The 18169-nt window shown below is 69.9% G+C and carries 15 protein-coding genes; 8 read left to right on the top strand and 7 right to left on the bottom strand.

Annotated elements, in window-relative coordinates; all coding sequences use genetic code 11:
• Positions 1-208 precede the first annotated feature (208 nt).
• Complete coding sequence (locus D7Y11_RS33935) at positions 209-1246, bottom strand: fatty acid desaturase family protein (RefSeq protein WP_233597076.1); 1038 nt, start codon at positions 1244-1246, stop codon at positions 209-211.
• A gap of 404 nt (positions 1247-1650) precedes the next feature.
• Here D7Y11_RS33935 and D7Y11_RS33930 point away from each other — a divergent pair, with 404 nt between their 5' ends.
• Both D7Y11_RS33930 and D7Y11_RS33925 read left to right on the top strand, forming a co-directional pair.
• The gene (locus tag D7Y11_RS33930) at positions 1651-4254 is read left to right on the top strand and encodes a response regulator (RefSeq protein ID WP_126935770.1); all 2604 of its coding nucleotides are present in this window, start codon (positions 1651-1653) and stop codon (positions 4252-4254) included.
• Positions 4251-5387, top strand: coding sequence for a class I SAM-dependent RNA methyltransferase (locus D7Y11_RS33925; protein ID WP_126935769.1), 1137 nt, complete (start codon positions 4251-4253; stop codon positions 5385-5387). The genes D7Y11_RS33930 and D7Y11_RS33925 overlap by 4 nt, the downstream gene beginning before the upstream one ends.
• A gap of 1 nt (position 5388) precedes the next feature.
• Here D7Y11_RS33925 and D7Y11_RS33920 read toward each other — a convergent pair whose 3' ends face one another.
• The 3 genes from D7Y11_RS33920 to D7Y11_RS33910 all read right to left on the bottom strand — a co-directional run bounded on the left by D7Y11_RS33920 (position 5389) and on the right by D7Y11_RS33910 (position 8939).
• Positions 5389-6993 (bottom strand): ATP-binding protein, encoded by a 1605-nt coding sequence (locus tag D7Y11_RS33920; protein ID WP_120577499.1) that lies wholly within the window; start codon positions 6991-6993, stop codon positions 5389-5391.
• A gap of 241 nt (positions 6994-7234) precedes the next feature.
• Positions 7235-8548: a TIGR02266 family protein gene (locus tag D7Y11_RS33915; RefSeq protein ID WP_126935768.1), complete on the bottom strand. Its 1314-nt coding sequence runs from the start codon at positions 8546-8548 to the stop codon at positions 7235-7237.
• A gap of 16 nt (positions 8549-8564) precedes the next feature.
• The gene (locus tag D7Y11_RS33910; RefSeq protein WP_120577507.1) at positions 8565-8939 is read right to left on the bottom strand and encodes a response regulator; all 375 of its coding nucleotides are present in this window, start codon (positions 8937-8939) and stop codon (positions 8565-8567) included.
• A gap of 82 nt (positions 8940-9021) precedes the next feature.
• Between D7Y11_RS33910 and D7Y11_RS33905 the strand changes: the two genes are divergently transcribed.
• Both D7Y11_RS33905 and D7Y11_RS33900 read left to right on the top strand, forming a co-directional pair.
• A complete protein-coding gene (locus D7Y11_RS33905; RefSeq protein ID WP_199753863.1) occupies positions 9022-10419 on the top strand; it encodes a M20/M25/M40 family metallo-hydrolase in 1398 nt (465 codons plus the stop codon).
• Between the two features lie 28 nt (positions 10420-10447).
• Positions 10448-11473, top strand: a complete 1026-nt coding sequence (locus D7Y11_RS33900; protein ID WP_126935766.1) for a hypothetical protein — start codon at positions 10448-10450, stop codon at positions 11471-11473.
• Positions 11474-11497: 24 nt separating this feature from the next.
• Here the strand turns inward: D7Y11_RS33900 and pip are convergent, their stop codons facing one another.
• Together pip and D7Y11_RS33890 are read right to left on the bottom strand one after the other, a co-directional pair.
• Positions 11498-12463: a prolyl aminopeptidase gene (gene pip, locus D7Y11_RS33895; RefSeq protein ID WP_126935765.1), complete on the bottom strand. Its 966-nt coding sequence runs from the start codon at positions 12461-12463 to the stop codon at positions 11498-11500.
• Positions 12464-12741: 278 nt separating this feature from the next.
• Positions 12742-13923 (bottom strand): small ribosomal subunit Rsm22 family protein, encoded by a 1182-nt coding sequence (locus tag D7Y11_RS33890; protein WP_120577494.1) that lies wholly within the window; start codon positions 13921-13923, stop codon positions 12742-12744.
• 58 nt (positions 13924-13981) lie between these two features.
• On the opposite strand from D7Y11_RS33890, the gene D7Y11_RS33885 reads away from it, so the two are divergent.
• From D7Y11_RS33885 to D7Y11_RS33875, 3 genes are read left to right on the top strand one after another with little or no spacing between them, the layout of a single operon-like run.
• Positions 13982-14992: an ATP-binding cassette domain-containing protein gene (locus D7Y11_RS33885; RefSeq protein WP_121755294.1), complete on the top strand. Its 1011-nt coding sequence runs from the start codon at positions 13982-13984 to the stop codon at positions 14990-14992.
• Complete coding sequence (locus D7Y11_RS33880; protein ID WP_121755293.1) at positions 14989-15795, top strand: ABC-2 family transporter protein; 807 nt, start codon at positions 14989-14991, stop codon at positions 15793-15795. The genes D7Y11_RS33885 and D7Y11_RS33880 overlap by 4 nt, the downstream gene beginning before the upstream one ends.
• 7 nt (positions 15796-15802) lie before the next feature.
• A complete protein-coding gene (locus D7Y11_RS33875) occupies positions 15803-16597 on the top strand; it encodes an ABC transporter permease (RefSeq protein WP_120577506.1) in 795 nt (264 codons plus the stop codon).
• Between the two features lie 4 nt (positions 16598-16601).
• On the opposite strand, the gene D7Y11_RS33870 is transcribed toward D7Y11_RS33875, so the two are convergent.
• Positions 16602-17522, bottom strand: a complete 921-nt coding sequence (locus tag D7Y11_RS33870) for an MBL fold metallo-hydrolase (RefSeq protein ID WP_233597075.1) — start codon at positions 17520-17522, stop codon at positions 16602-16604.
• Positions 17523-17653: 131 nt separating this feature from the next.
• Between D7Y11_RS33870 and D7Y11_RS33865 the strand changes: the two genes are divergently transcribed.
• On the top strand, positions 17654-18169 hold a 516-nt coding region (locus D7Y11_RS33865), incomplete at its 3' end, for a kelch repeat-containing protein (protein ID WP_233607468.1).

Here is an 18169-nt window from a genome sequence, read left to right as displayed (position 1 = left end):
TATTACCAAGCCATTCCCATGATGAAGGAGGAGCGACTGCTTCCGCTTGTCGAGCGCTTCGCCGAACTCCTCCATCAGCACCCTGTCTTCAAAGAAGCGCTCGGTTTCATATGAGGGGATGGCTCAGGCGGGCGGGCCCTTCCCACGCCTGGAGGCGCCACGGGGGCGCCTCCAGGGGAAAGCAAGCCGTGCCGTGATGGGTTCGGCTTCAATCCTTCACAGGCAATGGAACACGGCCTTCATTCCTGCCCAGCGACGTGAGGAAGCTCCACGCACTCGTCTCCCCGCCCAGGTACGTCTGGAAATGATTCTCCCCGGGGCGGTAGAGGTTCGTCTGCTTGAGCCGCTCGTGCAGCGCGGGCAGGTGGTAGTAGGGCACGGACGGGAAGAGGTGATGGGACAGGTGGTAGCTGGCGTTGAAGGGCGCGATGAAGAAGCGCTCGAACCAGGTGGCGGCCGCCACGTCCCGCGTCTCGTGCGTCTCATCCGGGGTGGCGGCGGTGAAGGGGTGCTCCACCACCGCGCGGATGCGGAAGGCCATCATCATCAGCGTCAGCGACGGGATGGACCACAAGAGCAGGTAGTGGAGCCAGCCGCCCGTGAGCGTGAGGAAGGTGATGAAGCCGGTGAGCCACAGCGCGTAGCGGATGTGCTCCGCGCGGGACGGCGGCGGGCCACCCTTGCCCATCGCGCGGCCCGTATAGGACCAGGGAATCATGATGCGCACGTGGGACGGAGTGAAGAAGCCCACCATGTCCCCCAGCAGCACCCGCGCCATGCCCCATCGCGTGCGCGGGAACATCCACGCATGGTCGCGCTGCGCCGTGCGCCAGTACGGGTCCTTCTCCGTGTTGACATAGCGGTGATGCTCCGCGTGCTCCTTGCGATAGCCCTCCGTGGTGATGTTCATGGGGAACGCGCACAGCAGGTCCGCCAGCACGTCATTGGTCTTGCGGTTCGTGAGCAGGTGGTGGTGCGAGGCTTCGTGCACCAGGCTCAAAAGCGCGTGCTGCCGCGTGGAGATGACCACCGCGGCCAGCACCCACGCCCACCACCGGTCCACCTGCACCACGAACGCCACCGACAGCGCGATGATGAGCCATTGGCGCGCCACCGCCCACAGGCCGCGCGCGTTGGTCACCACCGACAGCTCCCTCACCGACGCCGTCAAGGCGCGACGGTCAAACGCACGGGAGGTGACCGCTTCCGAGTCATCCAGCGACAACGGTTCTGGAACGGCGAGCATCTGGGGACAGACCTCCTGCCGGGCGCGAGCGCTCTGGCGGAAGGCCGGGAGGTCGTTTCCTCCCCCGTCCAAGGCGACCCCCTGCCGCACACCCCGGTTCATGTGGGACTACACCGCCTTGACGGTAATAATCTCATAGCATGGGAATTGAGAGGTCTGAAAGGCCCGCTCAATCTTACAGTCCTGACGGATGTGGCAGGTCCAATGGGTGCCTGGGTGGGACAGATGTTGAGTGGTGTCCAGAAGGCTGCCCCCAGGGAGGCCTGGCGCCCGGGAAGACGGGGGCCCACCGCCTTTTGACCGGTGCGATGGAGGGGATGTCCGTACACTGGACGGGAACCCCTTTCCGCGTTCGCGGCGGCCCCAGGAAAGGCGGGGAGGTTGCTGGACCTCCCCGTGAATGGATGCAGGCACCCTTCGATTTCCAGACGCTCTTCGAGCTGTCGCCCAATCCCTACATGCTGCTGGACCGGGAGCTGCGGTACGTCACCGCGAACTCGGCCTACCTGCGGGTGACCGCCAGCCGGCTGGAGAACCTGGTCGGGCGCACCCCCTTCGATGCGTTCCCGCACGACCCGGACGACCCGGCCAATGCCAGCACCCGGATGCTGCGCGACTCGTTCCGCCGCGTGCTGACGGAGCGGGTGCCGGACACGCTGGCCATCATTCCCTACCGGGTGCCCCGCCAGACGGACGGCGGCGTGGTGCTGGAGGAGCGCTACTGGAGCGCCACGCACACGCCCCTCCTGGACGGGCGGGGCGAGGTGGCCTTCATCCTCCAGCACACGATGGACGTGACGGAGCTGCATCAGCTCAAGCAGGCCGTGCGCGGCCCGGAGACGTCACTGGATGGGGGCGGGCCGCGGACGCAGTTGATGAGCGGAGTGCTCGCGCGCGCCCAGGCGGTGCAGGAGGCCAACCGGGTGCTGGACGACGAGCGCCGGCACCTGCGGCGCCTGTTCGAACAGGCGCCGGGCTTCATGTGTTCGCTGAAGGGGCCGGAGCACGTGTTCGAGCTGGCCAACCGCTCCTACCTCCAGCTCGTGGGGCACCGGGACCTGCTGGGCAAGACGGTGCGGGAGGCCCTGCCGGAGGTGGCCGGGCAGGGCTTCTTCGAGCTGCTGGACCGGGTGTTCACGACCGGCGAGCCCTTCGTCGGGCACAACATGGGGCTGCAGTTGCAGCGCGAGCCCGGGGGGCCGCTGGTGGAGGCCTTCCTGGACTTCGTCTACCAGCCCGTCATCGAGGCGGACGGCAGCGTCTCTGGCATCTTCGTCCAGGGCCACGACATGACGGCGCAGAAGCGGGCGGAGGACGAGCTGGCCCGCCACCGCGACCACCTGGAGGAGCTGGTTCGCGCGCGCACGCGGGCGCTGGAGGAGAGCGAGGCGGAGCGCCGCCAGGCGGAGGCCGCGCTGCTCCAGGCGCAGAAGATGGAGGCGGTGGGCAAGCTCACCGGCGGCGTGGCGCATGACTTCAACAACCTGCTCCAGGTGGTGAGCGGGAATCTCCAGTTGCTCCAGCGCGACACGGTGGGTGACTCGCGCGCGCAGCGGCGTCTGGAGACGGCGCTGGGCGCGGTGGAGCGCGGGGCGCGGCTGGCGTCGCAGCTGCTCGCGTTCGCGCGCAGGCAGCCCCTGGCGCCCACGGCGCTCAGCCTGGGACGGCTGGTGCGGGACATGGACGACCTCTTGCGCCGCGCGCTGGGCGAGGACGTGGAGGTGGAGACGGTCATCGCGGGCGGGCTGTGGAACACGTCCGTGGACCGCAACCAGTTGGAGAACGTCATCCTCAACCTGGCCATCAACGCGCGCGACGCCATGGACGGCCGGGGCAAGCTGACCATCGAGGCCGGCAACGCGATGCTGGATGACCACTACGCGATGATGCACCCGGAGGTGACGGCGGGGCAGTACGTGCTGCTGGCCATCTCCGACACGGGCTCCGGCATGACGCCGGAGGTGATGCAGCGCGCGTTCGAGCCGTTCTTCACCACCAAGCCGGAGGGGCGCGGCACGGGCCTGGGCCTGAGCATGGTGTACGGCTTCGTGAAGCAGTCCGGCGGCCACGTCAAAATCTACAGCGAGCTGGGCCACGGCACGTCCATCAAGATCTACCTGCCGCGCACCTTCCAGGCGGCGGCGCAGCCGGCGGAAACCGGTACGGGGCCGGTGGAGGGCGGCACGGAGACCATCCTCGTGGTGGAGGACGACGCGGCGGTGCGGGCCACGGTGGTGGAGGTGCTCACGGAGCTGGGTTACCGCGTGCTCAAGGCACACGACGGCCAGAGCGCGCTCGCGGTCATCCAGAGCGGCCTGCCGGTGGACCTGCTCTTCACGGACGTGGTGATGCCGGGGCCGGTGCGCAGCCCGGAGCTGGCGCGGCTGGCGAAGGCGCACCTGCCGGACATCGAGGTGCTCTTCACGTCCGGCTACACGGAGAACGCCATCGTGCACGGCGGCCGGTTGGATCCAGGCGTGAGCCTGCTGTCCAAGCCGTACCGGCGCGAGGACCTGGCGCGAAAGATTCGCGTGCTCCTGCGCGGACGCGAGCAGCGGTTGGCGGCGAAGCCGTACCGCGCGCCCACGCCCGCTCCCGTGGAGGCGAAGGCGAACGGTGCGCTGCGCATCCTCCTGGTGGAGGACGACGCGGACATCCGCGAATCCGCGTCCGAGCTGATGACGGACCTGGGGCACACCGTGCTCGCGGTGGAGAGCGCGGAGGCGGCGAGCGAGGCGCTGGCGAAGGATGCCTTCGACCTGCTCTTCACGGACGTGACGCTGCCGGGCAAGTCCGGCGTGGTGCTGGCGCGCGAGGCCGTGCGGCTGTATCCAGCCCTGCGAATCATCATTGCCTCCGGAGACTCGCGCGCGGTGTCGGCCGAGGACGGCAAGGCGCTGGAGCGTGTGGTGCTGCTGCCCAAGCCGTATGACCTGAACCAGATGGAGCGCGCGTTGGAGCAGGCCGCGATGGACGCGGGTTCCTCCGCACGGACGCGGTCGGCGTGACGGACGCTCAGGCCCGGACGGGCGAGTCCATCTACGTGTCCACGCTGCCGGGCCTGGAGCCCGCGCTGGAGTCGGAGGCGCGCGAACTGGGGCTGTCCTTCCGGCGCGCGGAGGGCGGCATCGAGTGCGAGGGCCCGTCCGGCCTGCACCAGACGGCGAACCTGCGCGTGCGCACCGCGAGCCGCGTGCTCCTGCGCCTGGGCACCTTCACGGCGCCCACCGCGGACGCGCTGGTGCATGGGCTGCAAGCGCTGCCCATGGCGGGCGTCTGGGACGGCAAGGTGCCACTGCGGCTGTCCGTGACGCTGCACCGCTCCGTGGCCCCGGGGCCCGCCGTGGTGCTGGAGTCCGCGGCCGTGGCCTGGGACCCGTGCGAGGTGACGGTCGCGGGACACCTGGACGAGGAGGGTGGGGGGCCGGAGCTCACGCTGCTGGTGCGCGGCGAAGGAGAGCGCTGGACGGTGAGCGTGGACACGTCCGGAGCGCCCCTGTACCAGCGCGGCTACCGGCAGGAGGTGGGCCGCGCGCCCCTGCGCGAGACGCTGGCCGCGGGCATCCTCCGGCTCGCGGGCTACGCGGGGGACGTGCCCCTGGTGGATCCGATGTGCGGCTCGGGCACATTCCTGGTGGAGGGCGCGTGGATGTCCCAGCGCCGCGCGCCGGGCCTGCTGCGCACGTTCGCGTTCCAGTCCTTCCCGTCCTACGACAAGGCGGCCTGGGCGCACCGCCGCACGGAAGCGGAAGCGGAAGGGCTGGCGGAGCCTCGCGCCCCCATGCGCGGATACGACCTCAACGCGGGTGCGCTGGGCACGGCGCGGCGCAATGCCAGACGCGCGGGCGTGACGCTGACGCTGGAGCGGCATGACCTGCGCACGCTGAAGGCCCCTCCGGACGCACCCGGGCTGGTGGTGGCCAACCCGCCCTATGGCAAGCGCGTGGGCGAAACGGAGGACCTGCCGGACCTCTACCGTGCGTTGGGCGCGACGATGAACGGCGCGTTCCGCGACTGGCGCAAGGCGCTCATCGTCCCCGAGGATCCGAAGCTGGTGGCGGCGCTGGGACTGAAGGGCGCGAGGCAGCTCCAGGTGAAGAATGGCGGCCTGCGCTGTCTGCTGGTGCTGGCGGGCGGCTGAGCTAGAGCGGCAGCACCAGCTCGAAGCGCGCGCCGCCTTCGGGACGCGCGCCCGCGCGCACCTTGCCCCCGTGCGCGAGCACCACGCGGCGCACGATGGCCAGGCCCAGGCCCCGGCCGTTTGCGCGGGTGAGGAAGAAGGGCTCGAAGACGCGCTGCGGATCCAAGCCCGCGATGCCCGGGCCCTCGTCCTCCACGCTCAGCGAGACACCGTCCGGCACGCGGCGCACCTCCACGCGCACCGTGCCTCCGCGCGGCGAGGCCTGGATGGCGTTGCGCATCAGGTGCGTGACGGCCAGCTGCAACAGCGTCTCGTCGCCGGACAGGTCCGGCACGTCCGGCGCCTCGTCGAACGCCACGCGCGGCTTGGGCAATTCCTCTCGCCCATGGAGCAGCTGTGCGAGCGCGCGGTGCACCAGCTCGCCCAGCGAGACGGGGCGCGGCCGGGGCTCCAGCGGGCGCACCGCGTCCAGCAGGTCGCGCACGATGTCCTCCAGCCGGATGGCCTCCTCCTCCAGCATCTCCACGGCGGAGGCGCCCGCGGGCCCCAGGCGGGGTTCACGCTTGAGCACCGCCACCGTGTTGAGGATGGCGCCCAGGGGATTGCGTACCTCGTGGGCCACGACGCCCGCCGCCTCGCCCAGCGCCGTCAGCCGCTCGCTGGCGATGAGCTCGTTCTGCAGGCGGGACACCTCCGCGAGCCGTGCCTCCGCCGCGCGGTGGTGCCGCACGTTCTCCAGCGCGCCGCCAATGAGCTGCGCGAACAGCTCCAGCGCCCCCGCGTTCGCGGGCGTCAGCGTGGTGGACTGCACCGCCAGCACGCCGAAGGGTTCGTCCCCCACGAAGATGGGCGCGTCCAGCGCGCGTGAGCCCGGCGGGTAGATGCGCTGGATGGTGTCCGCCACCTCCGGCGTGTGCAGCCGCCGCGCCGTGCTGAACGCGTCCGGATGGAACACCGCCCGGCGGCTCGTGAGCACCTCCGCCAGGTGTGGCATCCCCGAGCGGTGGAGGCGCACAGCGTGCACGTCCTGTCCGTACAGCCGCGACGCCGCCGCCAGGCTCTCCGCCTCCTGGCGCATGGGACCGTGGCGCAGGAAGTCCCCCTCCAGCAGCAGCACGGAGACGTAGAAGCCCTGCCGGTGAAGGGCGTCCACCGCCAGCTCCAGCACCGCGTCCTCGTCGCGGCAGCGCAGGAGCTCCGCCGCGGTGGCCACCAGCATGGTGGACAGCGTGCGCACCGCATCCCCGCCCTCCGCGTCCAGGAGCAGCACCAGTTGCTCCTCCGGCACGCGGCCCGGCGCGGTGACGGGGGAGAGCAGGTGCAGGCGTCCATCCGCGCCGCGCATGCGCACGAACGCGGGCCGCACCGGCGTGGGTTGCTCGCCGCGCATCAGCGCTTCGCACAGGGGCTCCACCCAGGAGCGCTCCTCCGGTCCGAAGCGCGCGGAGAGCTCCAGCAGTGACGGCAGCTCGTCCTCGCGCAGGCCCAGCAGCGTCCGCAGCGCGGTGTTGGCGAACACCAGCCGGTCCCCGCGAATCACGAACAGCGGCACCGGCAGCGCGGGCAGCAGGCCATCCAGCGTGCCGGGCGGGCCGGAGACGCTCATCGCCGCCCCTGCGTTCCAGGGGAACGGGAGCCCGGAGGCAATCGCCGCGCGGGTGCGCCGTAGGAAGGGATGAAGGCGTTGAGCACTGGAGGAGACACCATGAACTTCGCGAACGAGTTGGACCGCCGGGACCTGGAATTGAAGTCCGTCATGGCCGTGTGGGTCGCCTTCGTGGCGATGAGCGCGGTCTTCCTGGGGCAGTTGTTCTAATCCCGAGCGGAGTCACCCGCCCGGGAACCTGTCAGGGCTTCTTGGGGCGGCGGACGTACTGCTGGATGAAGTCCCGTTCCTCCGCGCGCAGCGAGCTCAGGCGCAACCCGTAGCCCTTGGGGTTCTTGCCGTCGTCCAGGGAGTTCTCCCAGATGACGGAGCTGCGCAGGGTCATCACCCGCTCCGGATCATCGAAGCGCAAGGTGAGCTCCACCTGCGTCCCCAGCCGCAGCGGCCGGTCCGTGCCGATGAACAGGCCGCCCGACGACAGGTTGATGATGCGGTGGTCGGTGAAGATGCCCATGTTCTTCATCGACACCTTCACGTCCGCGTGGAGCCGGTCGTCCGACCGGCGCTCCAGTCCCACGAACTCGGCGCTCGAATACGAGGGCGCGGGGGCGGCCATGGGGCGCCGGAAGGGCGCGGGCGCGGGCGGAGGCGGTGCGGGAGCCGGCGCGGGAGCCGGCGCGGGCGGAGGCGGCGTCACCGGACGCGTCGTGGGCGTCATCACCGGCGGAGGCCGGGGCGGCGCGGACGGAACCCCCGGACGCGTCATGCTGCCCGGCACGGGCGTCGGCGGAATCGCTGCGGCCTGCGGACGCGTGAAGGACCCCGGAACAGGCGTTGGCGGAATCGCTGCGGCCTGCGGACGCGTGAAGGACCCCGGAACAGGCGTTGGCGGAATCGCGGCGACCGGCGGACGCGTGAGGGAACCCGGCACGGGCGTCGGCGGAATCGCGGCGGCCTGAGGACGCGAGGCCTGCGGCGTCATCACCGGCGGCGGACGCGCGGGCACCGCGGTTCCACTCATCGGCAGCGGCGCGGAGGGCTGCGCGCCGCTCATGTCCAGCCGGGGCGGCGGGGGCGCGGGAGGCTGCATCGCGCCCTGGAGGAAGAGCGTCTCCGCCTCGCGGATCCGCCGCGAGAGGAAGTCGAAGATTTCAACGGAGACCTTGCGCAGCTCCGGATGCAGATCCGACGACAGGTGCTCCGGTGAGAAGCGCTTCGCCATGCGGAAGAAGGCGAGCCGGAACTCATCGAGCGACGCCTGCGGCTTGAGCCCGAACACCTCGTGCGGCGGCAGGTGCAGCAGTCCGCGCAGCTGGTTGCGAAGGCGCTCCGCCTGCTGGTTTTCGACGGAGGACGTGGGCGCCGCGGTGGTGAACAGGTCGCGGACCTCCTGGAGCTCCTGGAGCGCGACCCAGTTCGTGCCGTCGCGCGACGCGCGCACGGCTGTCTTCAGGCGACCGGAGGCGATGAGGTCGCGGAAGGCTTGCAGTTGCAGGGGGCCCAGCACTCGGCCGAGCGAATCTCCCACCCAGTAACCGACAACGGATGACGACACGAGGACCTCAGCGGAATCAGGACGCGAGCGCCTGGCGTACGGCGGCGGCGATCTCCAGGGGATGGAAGGGCTTGCCCACGAAGCCCATCGCCCCCGCGGCGATGGCCTGCTCCACCACGGGCTCCGCGTCCATGCTGCTGATGACCAGCACGCGCGTCTCCGGTGAAACAGTCTTGATGGCGCCCAGCACCTCCAGCCCGCTCTTCTTCGGCATGAAGAGGTCCAGGAACATCACCGCCGGCTGCTCCTTCTCCGCCAGCGCCAGCCCTTCCTCCCCGTCCGCGGCCTCCAGCAGCCGCAGGTCGATCCCCGTGTCCGCGATGACGTCCTTGAGGATGCGACGCACGAAGCTGTCGTCATCCACCAACAGCAGGGTAGGTAGTCCGGGCATGGACGGGAGGATACATAAGACGCGCGACGTTTGGGCGTGCGCATCCCACGTGCCTGCTCGGCTTTTGGGTTAAGGGGTGGGCATGTCCACCAATCCCGCGCTGTCCCATTTCGAGTCCCACAAGGCCGCGTACCTGGAGGACCTCAAGGCACTCGTACGCATACCCAGTGTGTCCTTTCCCGGGTTCGACGCCGCCCTTGTGCGAAAGAGCGCGGAGGCCACCGCGGCCCTGTTGAAGGACCGTGGGTTTGAAAACGTTCAACTGCTCGAAATCGAGGGCGCGCATCCGTATGTCTATGGCGAGGTGCTCAAGGCGCCGGGCCGTCCCACGCTCCTCCTCTACGCGCACCATGACGTGCAGCCCGCGGGAGACGAAGCAGCCTGGAAGAGCCCGCCCTTCGAGCCCGAGGAGCGCGACGGCCGCCTGTACGGACGCGGCGCGGCGGACGACAAGGCAGGCATCGTCGTGCACACCTCCGCCGTGGACGCATGGCTCAAGAGCACCGGCCAACTCCCACTCAACGTGAAGGTCATCATCGAGGGCGAGGAGGAGGCGGGCAGTGACCACCTGGGTGCATTTCTCCAGAAGCACGCGAAGCTGGTGGCGGCGGACGCCATCGTGTTGACGGACACGACCAACTTCGACACGGGCCTGCCGTCCATCACCACGGCGCTGCGCGGGCTGGTGACGGTGGACGTGGAGGTGCGGGGGCTTCAGCAGGCGGTGCACTCCGGCATGTGGGGCGGGCCCATTCCGGATCCGGCGATGGCGCTGTGCCGGATGCTGGCGTCGCTGACGCACGCGGATGGCTCCATCGCGATTGAAGGCGTGATGGAGCAGGTGAAGCCGCTGACGGAGGCGGAGCGCCAGAGCATCCAGGCGCTGCCCGGCGACGACGCGACCTTCCGCGAGCAGGTGGGCCTGCGCGAGGGCGTGCAGCTGCTGGGCGGTGGGCGGCACCCCTGGGAGACGAACTGGCGTCAGCCGAGCCTGGCCATCAACGCCATCCAGGCCAGCAGCCGCAAGGACGCGCGCAACATCGTCGTGGAGTCCGCGTGGGCGCGCGTGGGCATCCGCGTGGTGCCGGACATGGATCCGGAGGACGTGCAGCGCCGGCTGGTGGCGCACCTGAAGAAGGTGTGCCCGTGGGGCCTGGAGCTGGAGATCCGCGAGGACCAGGCATCCGGCTGGTGGTACACGGATTCGTCGCATCCGGCGTTCCAGGCGGCGTTCCGCGCGCTGGAGAAGGGCTACGCGAAGAAGCCGGTCACCATCGGGTGCGGTGGCTCGATTCCGTTCGTGGAGCCGTTCGCGAAGGAGCTCGGCGGCGTGCCCGCGCTGCTCATCGGCGTGGAGGATCCGTACACGTACGCCCATTCGGAGAACGAGAGCCTGCACCTGGGCGACTGGGAGAAGGCCATCCGCTCCGCCATCCACCTCTACGAGGAGCTGGCCAAGTCGCTGACCCCTCGCGGCTGAGCGGGGAATGGGGTGGAGTGCGCGCCTCATGCGCTCACCCCGTCCCGTCTGGAGTGTCCTCGCCGTCCTGAGCTGTGTCCTGTCCTCCACGGGGGCCCTGGGAGCGGAAGCGCCCTGGGCCGTCGTGCTGGGTCAGGACGCGAATGCGCCCGCGCTTTCCAAGAAGCTGGCCGAGCTGAAGAAGGACCGCGCGCTGGCGTGGGTGAAGCCCGCGAAGGGCTTCCCCAAGGTGATGGCCGCGAAGGCGCTTCCGGGGCTCGAAGAGGGGCAGCAGTTCGCGGTGCTGGGCGTGTGCGGCACGAAGGAGGACGCGGACCGCGCGATGGCCCTGGTGCTGCCCTGGGCGCAGGACGCGTCCGTGCGGCAGCTGACCGGCACCGCCGCGCTGTCGTGCCCCACGCCCAACGCGCTGAAGTCGCCGCTCAAGACGGACGCGAAGGTGGCGGCCTCGCATCCTTTCCCGAACGCGCCGGGCCTGGTGCTCACCGAGCACCGGTTGAACCCGCGCACGGTGATGGAGTGCCAGTCCTCGGACCTGCTCTTGCGCGTGGCTCAGGGACCGGCCGTGCTGGCGGAGGTCCTGATGAAGGGTCGGTGCGTGGGGCCGTGCACGCCGGAGGATCAGGCCCAGGCGAAGGAGCGCGTCATGGCGCTTCAGGCCCAGGCGAAGCAGGGCAGCACGACGGCGGAGCTGCTCCTCAAGGACAGTGCCACGAGCTGCATGGCCCGGGATGCACGCGTCCAGAAGGTGGTCACCGACCTGGGGATGCCCATGGCGGTGGTAGCCGTCGGCTCGCCCATCGTGAGCATGAAGAAGCCGGATGGCGTCCTGATGGCGCCGGGCTGCGGGAAGCTGGTGGAGTCGCCCTCCCTGACGGAGCCCGGGGCGGACGACCTGTCGCTGGTGGAGCTCATGGCGGATCAGCCGGGACCGGAGGCGTGGAAGCGCTTCAACGTCTCCACGGCGGGCCAGCACGTGGCCCATCTCGTGTGGAACGCCCGCAAGTGCGAGTGGCAATCGGACGACCCGGAGCCCGAAGGCCAGGACATGTGACGTCCTGGCCCGTGCCCGCGGCCGTTACAGGCCGCGGAAGCGGTCCGTGGCCTCGATGAGGGCGGAGGTGTTGCCGGGCTCGTTGGCGGAGTGGCCCGCGTCCGGCACGATGACGAACTGGGCCTCCGGCCACGCGCGGTGCAGGGCCCACGCGCTCTCCGGCGGGCACACGACGTCGTAGCGGCCCTGCACGATGACGGTGGGGATGTGGCGGATGCGGTGCACGTCGTCCAGCAGCTGGGTGTCCGTGCGCAGGAAGCCCTTGTTCACGAAGTAGTGGCACTCGATGCGCGCGAAGGCGATGGCGAAGTCGTCGCCCGCGTTGCGCGCGATGAGCTCCGCGTTGGGGTACAGGCAGCTGGTGCGGCCCTCCCAGACGCTCCACGCCTTCGCGGCCTCCTGCTGTGAATGCTTGTCGTCACCCATCAGCCGCTTCGCGTAGGCCTGGAGCAGGTTGCCGCGCTCTTCCTCGGGGATGGGCGCGAGGAAGTGCTCCCACGCGTCCGGGAACATCGCGCTCGCGCCGCGCTGGTAGAACCAGTCGATCTCCTGCTTGCGCAACAGGAAGATGCCGCGCAGCACCAGCTCCGTGACGCGCTCTGGGTGGGCCTCCGCGTACGCGAGCGACAGGGTGCTGCCCCACGAGCCACCGAAGAGCATCCAGCGCTCGAGGTCCAGGTGCTCGCGCAGGCGCTCCATGTCCGCCACCAGGTCCCAGGTGGTGTTCTCAATCAGGCTGGCGTGCGGCGTGCTGCGGCCACAGCCTCGCTGATCAAAGAGGATGATGCGGTACACGCTGGGGTCGAAGAAGCGGCGCTGCTTCGGGTCGGTGCCGCCGCCCGGGCCGCCGTGCACGAACACCACGGGCTTGCCCTTCGGGTTGCCGCTCTCCTCGAAGTGCACCGTGTGGCCACCGGTGACCTTCAACTGGCCGGTGCGGTAGGGCTCGATGGCGGGATAGAGCGTTCGCAGCGGCGTGGGTGCGGGCACGGGGTTCCTTCCTTGGGAATGAGGTGCGGCGCAACCTAACAACAGACGGCGCCCACGGGGCGAGCCGTTCAGAGATACCACGTCAGCCCGAGAACGAGTCGCCACGGTCCTCCTTCGAGGATGGTGCCTCGCTGATGCGGGCCGCCATCGCGCTCCTGGAAAATTTCACACCGGAGGCGAGGAGGACGGGCAGCGTGAAGCGACTGCGGGGCACGGGGCCTCCGGGGGAGGGACTGCTTCCTCCTACGGAGCGGCCACCGTGCCCTGGTCGTCCGCGCTCAGGGCTTCGGCGGTTCCGGCGGCTTGGGCGCGGGCGGCACGCCGCGTCCGGCCTGGGCCACCATGCGCACCTCGGCGTTCTCCCCGAGCGCGAAGCCGTCGCCCTTCGTCTCCAGGTCCGTCGCCTCGATGACGTCTCCGCGCTGGAGGTGGAAGAACTTCTCGTTCTTCTCCGAGCGGTGGCGCTCCTGCATCGCCAGGCCCACGCGCCCCTCCGGTCCGCAGCCGATGTAGCGCTGGCGGCCCTTGCCCTCCAGCGACTCGCTGACGATGCGGAACAGCCGGCCCGGCGGAGGCTCCGGCCACGGCTCGCCCTTGGGCGCCAGCAGCAGGTAGCTCATCTTGAGCGATTCCTTGTGGAAGCCCGCCACGCGCGCCAGCTCCTCCACCACGCGAGGCATGGGCCACGCGCGCTCGGCGTGGCACCAGTCCGTCTCCTTCACCAGCGCGGGGCAGGCGCCGCGATACATGCACGGCGCGCGGATGGCGTAGCCGCGCTCCACCATCAGGTCGCGCACCTTGAGCAGGTTGCGGCTCGTCTCGCGCAGCGCGGGCTCCATCACCAGCAGGCTGCCGCCCTTCTTCACCTTCGCGAGCACCGACTCCAGCAGCGCCGCGCGCGGCTTCAGCGCTTCATCCGTCGCGCCGTACAGCTCGTTCACGACGTGTCCCATCGTGATGAGGTCGTACTGGCCATCCGGCAGCGTGGCGTTCTTCTTCATCGGATCCCACTCGCGCGTGGCCATGGCCTCGCCGGCCTCCGTGGCCAGCTCGCGCGCCAGGTTCAGCGCGGGCTTGCTGCGGTCCGCGGCCGTCACTTCGCTGGCGCCCGCGTCCATGGCCGCGAAGGCCACCGGGCCCGGGCCGCTGCCCAGGTCCAGCACCTGCCGCGGGCGGTTCGGCAGCTCACCCAGCACCTGGCGCGCCTGGGCGTAGGACACCGGCCAGTAGAAGAGGAGGTAGGCGCCCAACAGGCGCGGGTCGTCCATGTACCGGGCGCCGGCCAGCTGGCGCTCGCGGGTGAGGCCGTGCGACAGCTGCTTCACGCCCGCGCCCACCTCCTTGACCTCCTGCGGCGTGAGGCGTCCTTCCGGCCCGTCCTCTCGACCCCGGGACGCGCGCCACACGGAGATGAGCCGGGGCAGCCATCGCTCCAGGTCCTTGCTGTATGCGTTGCTCATCGTTGCCTTCACATCAGGGGTCGCCACCCGGAGGCGACCGCGTTAAACCCATCCCGCCATGATTTCCGTCCGAGGACTGCGCAAGCACTATCAGGTCCACAAGCGCCCGCCTGGCCTGAAGGCGGCCCTGCGCTCGCTCGTCCACCGCAGCTACACGACCGTCAAGGCCGTGGACGGTATCTCCTTCGACATCAAGCCCGGGGAGCGCGTGGGCTTCCTGGGCCCCAACGGCGCGGGCAAGACGACGACGCTCAAGGTGCTCGCCGGCCTGCTCCACCCGTCCGAGGGTGAAGTCACCGTGGATGGCCACGTGCCCCGGCTGCGCGAAGAGGCGTTCCTCAAGAAGATCATGCTGGTGATGGGGCAGAAGCAGCAGCTCCTGTGGGACCTGCCTCCGTCGGAGACGTTCGAACTCAACCGCGCCATCTACGACGTGCCCCGCCTCCAGTACAAGCAGACGCTGGATGAGCTGGTGTCGCTGCTGGAGCTGGGGGACCTCATCGGCAAGCCCACGCGGCAGCTCAGCCTGGGGGAGCGGATGAAGTGCGAGCTGGCGGCGGCCCTCATCCACCGCCCCCGGGTGCTCTTCCTGGATGAGCCCACCATCGGCCTGGACGTGTCCATGCAGGTGACGATGCGCGCGTTCATCAAGGCCTACAACGAGCAGACGGGCGCCACGCTCATCCTGACCAGCCACTACATGGACGACGTGGCGGCGCTCTGCCCGCGCGTCATCGTCATCGACAAGGGGCAGCTGTCCTACGACGGCAGCCTGGACGCGCTGGTGCAGCGCGTGCGCCCGGAGAAGCGCGTGGTGCTGCGGCTGGGCCAGCCGGTGGACGCAAGCCTGCTGGCTTCGCTGGGCAAGGTGGTGTCGCACGAGCCGGGTTCGGCGGTGCTCCAGGTGCAGCAGGACGCGGTGAACGCCACGGTGGGCCGCGCGCTGTCCACGCTGCCGGTGACGGACCTGACGGTGGAGAACGCGCCCCTGGAAGAGGTGATGAGCGAGCTGTTCCAGGAGAGCAAGGCGCGCCGGGCGGAGGCCGCCCGGGAGGCGGTGACGGCGTGAGCCTGCGCACGGCCCTCAAGGCGCTGCCCACGATGCTGCGCATCGGCTTCTCCGAGGCGGTGGCCTACCGCGCGGAGATGATCATCTGGGTGCTGGCCACCACCATGCCGCTCATCATGCTGGCGCTGTGGTCGGCGGTGGCGCGCGGCGGGCCGGTGGGCCGCTTCGGGCAGGCGGAGTTCACGGGCTACTTCCTCGCGGCCTTCTGCGTGCGGCAGATGACCAGCTCCTGGGTGGCGTGGCTGGTCAGCTACGAGGTGAAGCAGGGCACGCTGGCGATGCGGCTCCTGCGGCCCATCTCCCCGCTGCTCGCGTACGCGACGGAGGTGTTGGCGGGCATTCCGCTGCGCGTCGCCATCGTCCTGCCCGTGCTGGGCATCAGCCTGTGGGTGGCGGGCGCCGAGCGCGCCGTGCCCACGTCGCTGGGAGGCTGGGGGCTGTTCGCGCTGGGCATCGTGGGCGCGTGGCTGATCACGTTCTATCTGAACGTGCTGCTGGGCACGCTGAGCCTGTTCCTGGAGAGCAGCCAGAAGCTGATGGAAGTCTACATGGTGCTGTTCTTCGTCTGCTCCGGATACATGTTCCCGGTGGAGTTCTTCCCGCCCGGCGTGCGCACCGTCATGGAGTGGTTGCCGTTCCGCTACCAGATGGGGCTGCCGGTGGAGCTGATGACGGGGGCGCACGCGACGAAGGAGGCGTGGGAGTTGCTGGCCGCGCAGTGGACGTGGGTGCTGGGCCTGGGCGTGGTGTCCATGGCTGTCTGGCGGCGGGGCCTGGCGCGCTTCGCGGCGTTCGGAGGGTAGGGCGGTGGTGAACGCGAAGCGCTACCTGCGCCTGCTGGGCGTGCAGTTGAAGGCCTCCGGGCTCCTGGCATTGCAGTACCGCGCGGACTTCCTGGCGGAGGGGCTGACGTCGTTGGCATGGACGTTCACCGCGCTGGCGCCGCTGTTCGTCGTCTTCAACGCGCGGCCCAGCATCGAGGGGTGGACGTTCCAGGAGTCGCTGCTGGTGGTGGGCTGGTTCACGTTGCTCCAGGGCGTGCTGGAGGGCGCCATCAGCCCCAGCCTCACGGGCATGGTGGAGCACATCCGCAAGGGCACGCTGGACTTCGTGTTGCTCAAGCCCGCGGACGCGCAGTTCCTGGTGTCCACGCAGCGCTTCCTGCCGTGGCGCGCGGTGAACGTGCTGTCCGGCGTGGGGCTGTTCGTCTACGCGTTCGTGTCGCTGGGGCGCTGGCCGTCGCTGCCGGGCGTGTTCGCGTCGCTGGTGTTGCTCGGGACGAGCATGCTCATCCTGTATTCGATGTGGATCCTCGTGGTGAGCGCGGCCTTCTTCGTGGTGAAGGTGGACAACCTCACGTACCTGTTCACGTCCATCTTCGACGCGGCCCGCTGGCCGTCCTCGGTGTTCCGGGGCTCGCTGGCGTGGGTGTTCACCTTCATCATCCCGCTGGCGCTGATGACCACCTTCCCCGCGCTCGCGCTGCTGGGCCGGCTGCCGTGGACCTGGCTCGTGGGCGCGGTGGTGGGCTCGGTGGCGTTCGCCGCAATGGCGCGTTGGGTGTGGCTGATGTCCATCCGCCACTACACGTCCGCGAGCAGCTGAAGCCTCAGGGCCGCCGGGGCGCCTGCCGGGCCCACTCCGCGCGCACCAGGTGGGGGAGCAGCTTGTCGTAGGCATGGCCGGGGTAGCGCTCCTTCAGCTTCGCCTCCACCGCCGCGAGTGGATCCCCGCTGGGGTGTTCCGAGCGCCGCTCGCGGGTCACTTCCTCTCGCACGGCCTGGACGTAGGCGGTCTGCGCGTCCAGCAACTCCGGGCCGCCGGGCAGGCCGCGCCCCGGGTGGATCCACTTCGGTTTCAAGGCGCGCAGTTCGTCCAACCGCTGGAGCCACTCGGTGGTGTCGCCGCCTTCGAACCAGGTGTGCGTGTCCCGCGCGACGAGGTCGCCGGTGAAGAGGTGGCCCTCCCATTCCACGACGACGTGGGCCGCGCTGGAGCCCGCGCCCAGGACGTGGGCCTTCAGCGTGACGCCCGCCGCGCTCAGCTCCCGGGTGCTGTCGCCGAAGCTGTCCGCGAGCACGAGCTCCCGGGGGTAGCGGCCGTTCCAGTACTGCTTGAAGAGGGAGGGCGCCCACTTCTCGTGGACGGCGGGAATGCGCTCGCGCACCGGGCCGGAGGTGACGACCGGGACTCCCAACTCCTTGAGCAGGGCCGTGCCGTTGAAGCTCTCCGGATTCGCGTGGAGGACGATGGCGAGCTTCGCCTCCTTGCCGGTGGCGTCCTTCGCGAACGCCAGCTCCTTGCGCAGCGCGGAGGGCAGCAATTGCGTGTCGATGAGGACCAGGCCCTCCGGACCTTCAATCCAATAGGACGCGGTCTGGAGTGACCACTGGGAGGAGATGTATTCGCCGACCCGGAGGTCGCCCTGCTCCTGGAGGGAGCGGGAGCGGTAGTGGGTCTCGACGACAGGCTGGGTCGCGCCGCAGCCCCACAGGACAACGGCCAGCGCGGCGGCGAGAATCATTCTCATGAATCCCGATGATACCTGCGGGTGCTGATTGATAGGAATTCCGTTGTTGTATTTCCTTCGTCTGGGTTAAGGGGCCGCCCCCCCATGCGGTGAAAGCCGCATCCCCCATGAAGTGAAGGAAGTCCCCCTCGATGACCCGTATCCGTTTTCACGGCCTGCTGGCCGCGCTCGCGCTTGCGTTCGCGACAGCCTGTGCCCCCGAAGCTCCGTCTTTCATTGACGCTCCCTCCACCTCCGCCTCTCGCCTGGACGCGTCCTCGTGGGGCAGCGCCGGCACCATGGCTTCCGTGCGCGTGGATGCCACGGCCACCCTGCTGCGCAATGGCTATGTGCTCGTCGCGGGCGGGGGCACGTCCGCCGCGGAGCTGTATGATCCGCGCACCAGCCGCTGGTTCTCGCTGGGCGCCATGGCCACGAGCCGCCAGCGCCACACCGCCACGCTGCTGGCCTCCGGCAAGGTGCTGGTCGTGGGTGGAGGCACCTCCGTGCTGGCCTCTGCCGGCGCGGAGCTCTTCGACCCGGACACCAACAGCTGGTCCGCGGCGACGGGACTGGACCTGCCCCGCACCCAGCACACCGCGACGCTGCTCCCTGATGGCCGGGTGCTGGTGGCGGGCGGCGACAGCGGCTTTGGCAACGCGCTGTCC

This window comes from Corallococcus sp. AB018 (assembly GCF_003986945.1).
In the GTDB taxonomy this organism is placed as follows: Bacteria; Myxococcota; Myxococcia; order Myxococcales; family Myxococcaceae; genus Corallococcus; species Corallococcus exiguus.
The sequence above is the reverse complement of the archived record's forward strand: the minus strand, read 5'-3'. Positions and strand labels throughout refer to the sequence as shown.

Coding starts and splice junctions, on each gene's coding strand:
- D7Y11_RS33935 (WP_233597076.1), bottom strand. CDS start 1,246: ATGCTCGCCGTTCCAGAACCGTTGTCGCTGGATGACTCGGAAGCGGTC.
- D7Y11_RS33930 (WP_126935770.1), top strand. CDS start 1,651: ATGCAGGCACCCTTCGATTTCCAGACGCTCTTCGAGCTGTCGCCCAAT.
- D7Y11_RS33920 (WP_120577499.1), bottom strand. CDS start 6,993: ATGAGCGTCTCCGGCCCGCCCGGCACGCTGGATGGCCTGCTGCCCGCG.
- D7Y11_RS33910 (WP_120577507.1), bottom strand. CDS start 8,939: ATGCCCGGACTACCTACCCTGCTGTTGGTGGATGACGACAGCTTCGTG.
- D7Y11_RS33905 (WP_199753863.1), top strand. CDS start 9,022: ATGTCCACCAATCCCGCGCTGTCCCATTTCGAGTCCCACAAGGCCGCG.
- D7Y11_RS33900 (WP_126935766.1), top strand. CDS start 10,448: ATGCGCTCACCCCGTCCCGTCTGGAGTGTCCTCGCCGTCCTGAGCTGT.
- D7Y11_RS33890 (WP_120577494.1), bottom strand. CDS start 13,923: ATGAGCAACGCATACAGCAAGGACCTGGAGCGATGGCTGCCCCGGCTC.
- D7Y11_RS33885 (WP_121755294.1), top strand. CDS start 13,982: ATGATTTCCGTCCGAGGACTGCGCAAGCACTATCAGGTCCACAAGCGC.
- D7Y11_RS33870 (WP_233597075.1), bottom strand. CDS start 17,522: ATGAGAATGATTCTCGCCGCCGCGCTGGCCGTTGTCCTGTGGGGCTGC.